5 protein-coding genes are annotated in these 6,125 nt (G+C 44.9%); 3 read left to right on the forward strand and 2 right to left on the reverse strand.

Annotation, left to right across the window (positions count from 1 at the left end; all coding sequences use genetic code 11):
• Window positions 1–70: 70 nt before the first annotated feature.
• Entirely contained in the window at window positions 71–1,591 is a 1,521-nt protein-coding gene (locus AB3112_RS07280) for a YfcC family protein (RefSeq protein ID WP_367334196.1), read from the forward strand.
• A 417-nt stretch (window positions 1,592–2,008) separates the two neighbouring features.
• Window positions 2,009–3,355 carry a M20 family metallopeptidase gene (locus AB3112_RS07285; protein ID WP_367334197.1) on the forward strand — a complete coding sequence of 449 codons (1,347 nt, stop codon included), beginning with the start codon at window positions 2,009–2,011 and terminating at the stop codon, window positions 3,353–3,355.
• A 62-nt stretch (window positions 3,356–3,417) separates the two neighbouring features.
• On the opposite strand, the gene AB3112_RS07290 is transcribed toward AB3112_RS07285, so the two are convergent.
• Window positions 3,418–4,818, reverse strand: a complete 1,401-nt coding sequence (locus AB3112_RS07290; protein ID WP_057910883.1) for a sugar porter family MFS transporter — start codon at window positions 4,816–4,818, stop codon at window positions 3,418–3,420.
• Between the two features lie 324 nt (window positions 4,819–5,142).
• On the opposite strand from AB3112_RS07290, the gene AB3112_RS07295 reads away from it, so the two are divergent.
• Entirely contained in the window at window positions 5,143–5,691 is a 549-nt protein-coding gene (locus tag AB3112_RS07295; RefSeq protein ID WP_084974517.1) for a MarR family winged helix-turn-helix transcriptional regulator, read from the forward strand.
• 64 nt (window positions 5,692–5,755) lie between these two features.
• Here AB3112_RS07295 and AB3112_RS07300 read toward each other — a convergent pair.
• Window positions 5,756–6,125, reverse strand: a 370-nt coding sequence (locus tag AB3112_RS07300) for a putative PEP-binding protein (protein WP_367334198.1), incomplete at its 5' end; no start/stop codon positions are given.

The raw sequence follows: 6,125 nt of genomic DNA on the forward strand, positions 1-6,125 counted from the left end.
ATTTTTCTTCACAAAATCTTTATAGATTTTTTGTAAAATTTAGTCAGTAAAGGAAAAGGAAGTGAACAATATGCAAAATCAACAATCAACTCCGAAGAAACGTCGATTTAAGATGCCTTCAGCGTACACGATCTTATTTCTGATTATTATATTCGTTGCAATTTTAACTTGGATCATTCCAGCTGGGCAGTACTCGACTGATAAAGCCGGCAACATTATTGCCCATACTTATAAGGCGGTTGCCTCTAACCCTCAAGGTATTTGGGACGTCTTTTCAGCCCCGATCTATGGAATGGTCGGAAACGACACCACTGAAGGTGCCATCTCTGTTTCTCTATTTATCTTGGTCATTGGTGGATTCTTGGGCGTTGTCAACCAGACAAAAGCCCTTGATGATGGAATTGCCACCGTTGTTTCAAAGTATAAAGGCAAGGAAAAAGTTTTAATTCCCTTACTGATGATTTTGTTTGCCCTTGGTGGATCAACTTATGGGATGGCTGAAGAAACCATCGCCTTTTATCCACTATTGATTCCAGTCATGATTGGTGTTGGATTTGACTCGCTGGTTGCGGTCTCGATCGTCTTGGTTGGTTCTCAAGTCGGTTGCTTGGCCTCAACGGTTAACCCGTTTGCGACCGGTGTTGCCTCTCAAACCCTTCACATTTCACCCGGTGACGGTATTATTTCCCGGGCGGTTCTGTTTATCATCGTTGTGACAATTAGTATCCTATTCGTTTATCAATATGCTGCTAAAATTGAAAAGGATCCATCGAGGTCCTATGTCTTTGAGCAGCGTGAGGAAGATCTGAAACGGTTCGCATTGAACCATGAAGACCAGCCCGGTACCAAAATGACCGGTCGTCAAAAAGCCGTTCTTTGGATGTTTGGATTGACCTTCTTAATTATGATCATGGGGCTCATCCCATGGGACCAAATTAACAAGAACTGGACATTCTTTACCAGCTTCACTAAATGGCTCCAAGGCGTTCCGTTCCTGGGAAGCTTGATCGGGTCAAACTTAACACCGTTTGGTTCCTGGTACTTTACCGAAATCACCACCCTCTTCTTCTTGATGGCAATCGTTGTAATGTTTGTCTTCAAAATGAAGGAGTCAACGTTTATTGAATCATTCTTAGCAGGAATGAGCGACTTCATGGGCGTTGCGATCGTTGTTGCCGTTGCGCGTGGAATTCAAGTCGTTATGAATGACGGAAACATTACCGCAACGGTTCTGCACTGGGGTGAAATGGGATTATCCAACCTCGGTTCAGTTGTCTTCATCATTTTGGCGTACGTCTTTTACATCCCAATGTCCTTCTTGATTCCATCAACGTCGGGCCTTGCAGCTGCGACTATGGGAATCATCGGACCAATGGGTAAGTTTGCGGGCGTTGATCCAAGCTTGGTCGTAACAGCATACCAAAGTGCATCCGGCTGGGTAAACCTGATTACCCCAACTTCGGGTGTCGTAATGGGTGCGTTAACGATCGCGCACGTCAATATCACAACGTGGTGGAAATTCATGTTCAAACTGATGATCTACTTGTTCTTAGCGACTGCAATATTCTTGGGAGTGATGGCGGTTATTTAAAGAGAGTGTGACTCAGACACTAGACGTTGCACTTCGTTTGCGGTCGTCGGAGCATTAATGTGATAAACAGTTATGGCGCTGTCTTTGCGCCATAGCTGTTTATCGGATTAAGCGGAGGAGTCTGGTTTGAGGAACACGTTTCCACTAGGTAATAGACGAACAGCTGCTTATCACATTAAGCGAAGAAGTCTGGTTTGAGGAACACGTTTGGTATGACTCAAAACGCTTAAACACCAGACACTGCCATTCGTTTGCAGTCGTCGTAGCACGTATGTATTAACTACCAGCACTAAGCCAACTTCCGGTGAAATCCACCTTGATTTCACTGGAAGTTGGCTTAGGTGCGGATTACAGCTCAAAGAAACTCATTTCAAAAAATAAGTTCATAAACAATACAACTTAGGAGGCACAACACACATGTCAGAAAAATTAGTTACTGAAACCGAACAGAATGCCGCCGTTGAAGGTTTAAAACGTCTCGTCAGCAAGCCTTCAGCCAACGATCCCCAAACCGTTTCCAAAACCACACCATTTGGACAAGGGATTGATGACGCACTGACCGAAGTTTTGAAGATTGCCGAAGAAAATGGCTTCAAGACGTTCAAAGATCCTGAAGGCCACTATGGTTATGCTGAAATTGGATCCGGCGATAAAATCTTTGGAATCATCGGCCACGTTGACGTCGTTCCTGCCGGCGATCCGAATGATTGGGATACTGATCCGTTCAACGCTACCATCAAGGATGGTTATATTTACGGCCGTGGAACCCAAGACGACAAAGGGCCGTCAATGGCCGCGATGTTCGCTGTCAAAGCTCTAGTTGACCGCGGTTACAAGTTTAACTGCCGAATTCGTTTTATCTTTGGCACTGACGAGGAAACCCTCTGGCGCGGCATCGCCGTTTATAATGAGAAAGAATCCCCAATTGATTTTGGGATTGCACCAGATGCAGAATTCCCGTTGATTTACGCAGAAAAAGGCCTTGAGCAGTCCTACTTGGTTGGACCAGGAATGGACGAACTTTCACTCGAACTCGAAAATGCCTTCAACGCTGTTCCTGCCAAGGCACCTTACAATGGTCCCAAGTTAGCGGAAGTCAAGGCAAGTCTTGACAAGCACGGATTTGAATATGAGGATCATGGATCGGACGGGATTACAGTTGTTGGTAAAGCCGTTCACGCCATGAATGCCCCTCAAGGCACCAATGCAGTGTTACGATTGGCGATTGCCTTAGATGATGTTTTCCCAAACAAAGTGCTTGATTTCTTTGGCAAGAAATTTAAAGAAGACGCAACCGGCACCAATTTGTTGGGTGACGTCGAAGATGAAGCATCCGGCCATTTGACCGTCAACATTTCCAGCTTGAAGATCACCAAGGACGAGACCCGAATGCAAGTCGATATGCGAATTCCAGTAACCGTTGATCACGACGAGCTGATTGAGCAACTGAAGAAAGCCGCTGAACCTTACGGATTACACTACGAAGCTTTTGACTACGTTGCCCCACTCTACGTCCCAACTGACAGCCACTTGGTTAAAACCCTGATGGCCACGTATAAGGACCTCACCGGAGATGATACTCAGCCACAAATTTCCGGTGGTGCCACGTTTGCCCGCACCATGAACAATTGTGTTGCCTATGGTGCAATGTTGCCAGGAACGCCCGATTTCATGCATCAAGTCAATGAAAACTGGGAACTGAAAAGTATGTTTAAAGCAATGGATATCTACGCTGAAGCGATTAAACGTCTGTGCGTCGATTAAGTTGCCGCGACCAAAAAAGCCTCGAGAAAATTTCTCGAGGCTTTTTTCATTGCCAGCGCAGCTTACTTAGCTTGAGCAGCAGACTTGGCAGCGGCTTTTAATGCGGCGTTCTTTCGCATATCCATTTCAATTTGTTCCAACGTCTTCCCACGGGTTTCTGGGACCATGAAGATGACAAAGAAGATTGAAACGATGGCGAAGAATGTAAAGACGGCGAATGGACCACCGACGTTATTGTTAAACATGTGGAGTAATTCCAAGAAGAATTGTGAAACAATGAAGTTTCCAATCCAGTTGGCAGCTGAACCAATTGAGGTTCCGACACCACGAACGTTCAATGGGAAAATTTCACCAATCATTAACCAGCAAATTGGACCCCATGAAACGGCGAAACCGAAGATGTAGATCCCAATTAAAATCATGGTTGGGACAGCGGCGTCTTGAACCTTCAACGTAAAGTTTAAAATTGAAAGGATGCCAATTGAAAGGGCCATCACGATTGAACCGAATAACAAGATCGTCTTCCGGTTGAACCGGTCCATAATGTTGTACGCCAAGATAGTACAAAGAAAGTTCACAACTCCGATTCCAACTGAAATCCAAATTGCATTGCTTTCAGGGAATCCAAATCCCTTAATAAAGACTTGTGGCAAGAAGTAAATAACTGAGTTAATCCCAACTAATTGCTGCAACAACATCAGTAAAATCGCAACAATCACAGCCGGGCGGGCAACCGTGAACAGCTCTTTTAAGCCACCCTTTGGTTGATTGGCAACCGTTTGGATGTCGGCCAATTCTTTATCAGGGTCCTCATTAGTCTTCGCACGAAGTTCATGCAAGACGTCACGAGCCTCATCAATATCACCTTTTTCAACCAGGTAACGAGGAGACTCAGGCAAAATGATTGAACCGATGAACAGCATCAGCGCTGGAATCAAAGCCGACCCGAGCATCCAACGCCAGTCACGTAAGCCTAATAAGTTGTGGTGCAGGAATCCCAAGTTGGAAACATAGGCCAACAGAATCCCTAAAGTAATCATCAACTGAAACATCGTGCCAAGTGAGCCTCGGTGCGGTGCATCAGCTAATTCAGCCAAATATGCCGGTGTCAAAGCTGAAGCAGATCCTACGGCAAAGCCTAAAATAATTCGGGCGATGACCATCGAAACAAATCCTTGTGCAAACATCGACAGCCCAGATCCAATTAAAAATAGAATCGAAGCAAAAACCAACAACCGTTTCCGCCCGTATCGATCAGACAATGACCCGATCGATAAAGCACCAACAGACGAACCAATCAAAACTGAAGAGACAATGAAGCCAGTCTGTGCAGTTCCTAAATTGAAATTACTTTCAATCAATGGTGAGGCACCAGAAATAATACCGGTATCAAATCCAAATAAAAGGCCCCCTAATGCACCAAAGAAGAAAATAAAAAATGTACTCAAATGTCTTGCTCTCAAGATACGTCCCTCCCCAGGGAATATAATTTAATGAACGGTTACTAATTGTAAGCCCTTACATATGAAATGTAAACGTTTTACGCCATTTAGTCTCCCCAGCAACCATTCATTTATTTCTGCTCTCAGTGTAAAAACATCCGGTCAAGTTTACAAGTATTTACATTTTTTACCTGCATCTCATGCCTTTAGTGGAATTACAGTTGAAAATATAACGCGTATTTTTTATCTAGTTAGGTACCGAAACATTTTCCTTGCCTTCTGAATTTTTCCGTGTATACTTCATATTGTTAGGTACCTAAGTAAAACATTCAAAGGAGAATTAATATGACAAACGATAAAAGAGCATTACTCGGCAAGTTCTTTGGCTTCATGCACGGCACTCAACGCCTGGCCCGACACCAAGAGCGGCCTTACCACTTACGGGGACAAAACCGGGCCCTTGTCATTTTGGCAAAAGAAGGCACTTTGATTCAAAGCCAACTCGCTGAAATTATGGACATCCGCCCATCCTCACTCACGGAACTGTTGGCCAAATTAGAGGAACGTGGCCTGATCACCCGCACCCCTGACGAGAACGACAAACGCGTGACGAATGTGGCAATTACAGATGAAGGTAAGAAGTTAATTCAAGAAGACGATTCAGCCGATGATCTGCTAGACGAGATTTTTGAAGGATTATCTGATGAAGAATTAACCCAACTTAACGACCTGATGGATAAGTTAAACGACTCACTTAAGAGCAAACTTCCTGACCGTGATGAAGAGCCTTGGGGACCACACGGACACGGCCACCACGGACCATTCGGCCGACCACCTTTTGGCGGCCCTCATGGTGGACCTCGGGGACCTCATGGACCTAGAGACTTCTTTTAACCGATAGCATCTAAAAAAGACCGCCGGCTTTACACCGGCGATCTTTTTTCATACATACTAATTCCTAATTCTTAACTAAATTCGCCATCACGTCTTTTTTCTTGTTGAGCTTAATGTGGGCTTGGGCAGCCGCTAATTTGGCAACCGGAACTCTAAACGGCGAGCAGGACACATACGACACGTGAATTGCTTCAAAGAATTCAATTGATTTTGGATCACCACCAATTTCGCCACACACGCCAATCGGCAGATTGGGTTTGGCAAAACGGCCCTTTTCCACCGCCATCTTCATCAACTCACCGACGCCGTCAACGTCCACTGTCTGGAATGGGTCGGCGGGTAGAATCCCCTTTTTAATATATTCTGGCATAAAGGAGCCGACGTCATCCCTGGAAAAACCATAGGTCAACTGGGTTAAATCATTCGTCCCGAAG

Source organism: Lentilactobacillus sp. (assembly GCF_040773105.1).
Classification (GTDB): Bacteria; Bacillota; Bacilli; order Lactobacillales; family Lactobacillaceae; genus Lentilactobacillus; species Lentilactobacillus parabuchneri.